The organism is Nocardiopsis sp. NPDC058631 (assembly GCF_042716955.1).
GTDB lineage: Bacteria > Actinomycetota > Actinomycetes > Streptosporangiales > Streptosporangiaceae > Nocardiopsis.
The window spans coordinates 1-2,333 of sequence record NZ_JBHXQY010000164.1; the positions used below are offsets into that span (position 1 = coordinate 1).

Below are 2,333 nucleotides of genomic sequence, written 5' to 3' on the forward strand. Positions count from 1 at the left end.
CGGCCGCGCCCTTCCCAGCCGGACGCTGATCTGGACGGCGGGCGTCACGCCCAGCCCGCTCATGGAGACCCTGGACAAGCCCGTGCGGGCCGGGGTCAGCCGGCCAGCGCGGTGTCGATGGCGTTCATGAGGCTGCCGTTCGCGTCGTCGCCGTCGATGGACCAGATCATCACGCCGCCGAGGCCGTTGGCCTGGGCCCAGTCGGTCTTCTGGGCCATGGAGGTCTCGTCGTCGTAGTTCCAGAGGGTGGAGCCGTTGTAGAGCCAGGCCGTGCCCAGTTCGTCGTCACGGTGCAGCTCGTATCCGGTCAGGTCCTTGAGGAGTTTCCAGTCCTGGATCCCGGCCTCGTAGCGGCCGGGGGCGGCACCGGTGGCGGGCTGGAAGAGGCCGTCGCCGTTCGGCCCGGCAGGGACCCCGGTCCAGCCGCGTCCGTAGAAGGGCACCCCGAGGACCATGTCGGCGGGTTCGACGCCGTGGTCGAGGTAGGCCTGGACCGTGCTCTGGGTGGAGTAGACGTCGGGCCCGGGGTCGTCGGGGTGCTCGACGAGGTTGGACTGGTGGTTCGCGGTGTTCTCCCAGGCGCCGTGGTAGTCGTAGCCCTGCACGGTGATGAAGTCGAAGTCGGTCATCAGCGGTTGCATCTCGAAGCCGAGGTCGATCTTCTCCGGGTCGGCGGGCAGGAAGGCGGTCAGTTCGTGCTCGCGGCCGGTCTCGGCTCCGAGCGCGTCCAGCTGGTCGCGGAACTCGGAGACCAGGGCGGTGAAGTTCTCCTTGTCCTCCGGGCGGATGGTGTTGTGCTCGTGCCCCGCGGATCCGGGCCACTCCCAGTCGAGGTCGATGCCGTCGAAGACGCCCTCGGCGGAGCCGGGGCCGCCCGCACCGTCGAAGAGCGGGAGGTTGCCGCGCAGGAACTGGTCGATGCACGACGAGACCATGCGCTCGCGGGACTCGGCGGTCAGTGCGGCGTCGGAGAAGTGCTCGGACCAGGTCCAGCCGCCGAGGGAGATGTTGACCTTCAGGTCGGGGTACTGCTCCTTGAGCTTGAGGAGCTGGTTGAAGTTGCCGCGGAGGGACTGGTTCCAGGTGTCGGCCACACCGTCGACGCTCTGGTCGGCGGTGAAGGAGCGCCCGTAGTCGGCCCAGGCGTCGCCCTGGCCCAGCTGGTTGGCCATGAAGCACTCGCCGTTGGCGTTGATGTTGCCGAACGCGTAGTTGATGTGGGTCAGCTTCTCGGCCGTGCCGGACGTCTCCAGGTTCCGGACGAGGTAGCCGCGGTCGTAGATGCCCCACTGGGTGAAGTACGCGACGCGGCGTTCCTGGGGAGGGTCGGTGGGGCCGCCCCCGGCGTCGGTGGTGGCGCTGACGGCGGCTGTCTCCGGGCCCCGGTTGTTGGAGCTGTCGTAGGCGCGCACCGTGAACGTGTGCTCGGTCTCGGGGGCCAGCCCCGTGACGGTCGCCGAGGTGGTGGTGACGGCGCGGACGACATCCCCGCCGGACAGGACCTCGTAGCCCGCGACGGCGACGTTGTCGTCGGCGGCCTCCCAGCCCAGGGTCACGGTGGTGGAGGTGGTGCCGGTGACGGCCAGCCCGGTCGGTGCGGTGGGCGGCTCGGTGTCGTCCTCACCGGGCTCCCCGGAGCAGCTGTTGCCGTTGATCAGGCAGTTCACGGGGACTGTGTCGCCGCCGCCGTGGGTGCCGTTGAACCCGATGGAGTAGCTGCCGCCCGCGGGGACGTCGGCGCCCCACGGGGGAGGGGTGAGGGTGTGGGTGCCGCCGGACCGGGTCAGGGTGGCGTTCCACAGGGACGTGATGGCGGTACCGGAGGGCAGCCCGAAGTCGACGGTCCAGTCGGACAGGGGGGTGTCGGACGCGTTGGCGATGGTGATCTGTCCGCCGTAGCCGGTCTCCCAGCGGCTGGTCTCCACGTAGGTGACGGTGACGCCGGCGGTGTCGGCGGACGCGGGGGCGGGGGACAGGGCGAGGGGGACGGCGATGACGGCGGCTGCGAGCGCCGCGAGGCGGTTCCTGAGTCGTCGTGCTCTCACTGGTTGCTCCTGGTGCGTGAGCGGTGTGGGGGTGCCGTTCGCCGCGGGGTGTCTCGGACGGCGTTCGGCAGCGGGGTGTGCGCCCAGGGAGTGCGGTGATCGGAGCTGACCGGGACCGGGTCGGGGGTGCGCGGGAGCGGTGGCGTGTGGGTGGCAGGGGCATGGGGGTTCCTCCCGCTGGGGGTGGAGGAGGGGGTGGGGGGCGGGGGGGGGGCGGGGCCCCCCCCCGCGGGTCCGCCCGGCGGGGGGGGCCACCGCCCGGCCCCCCCCGGCAGCCCCCGGCAGCCC

General features: G+C 71.7%; 1 protein-coding gene. It reads right to left on the reverse strand.

The genetic code is table 11. The features are described from left to right. Positions 1-95 precede the first annotated feature (95 nt). Positions 96-2,045, reverse strand: coding sequence for a glycosyl hydrolase family 18 protein (locus ACFWTE_RS29195; protein WP_378783141.1), 1,950 nt, complete (start codon positions 2,043-2,045; stop codon positions 96-98). Between the last annotated feature and the right edge of the window lie 288 nt (positions 2,046-2,333).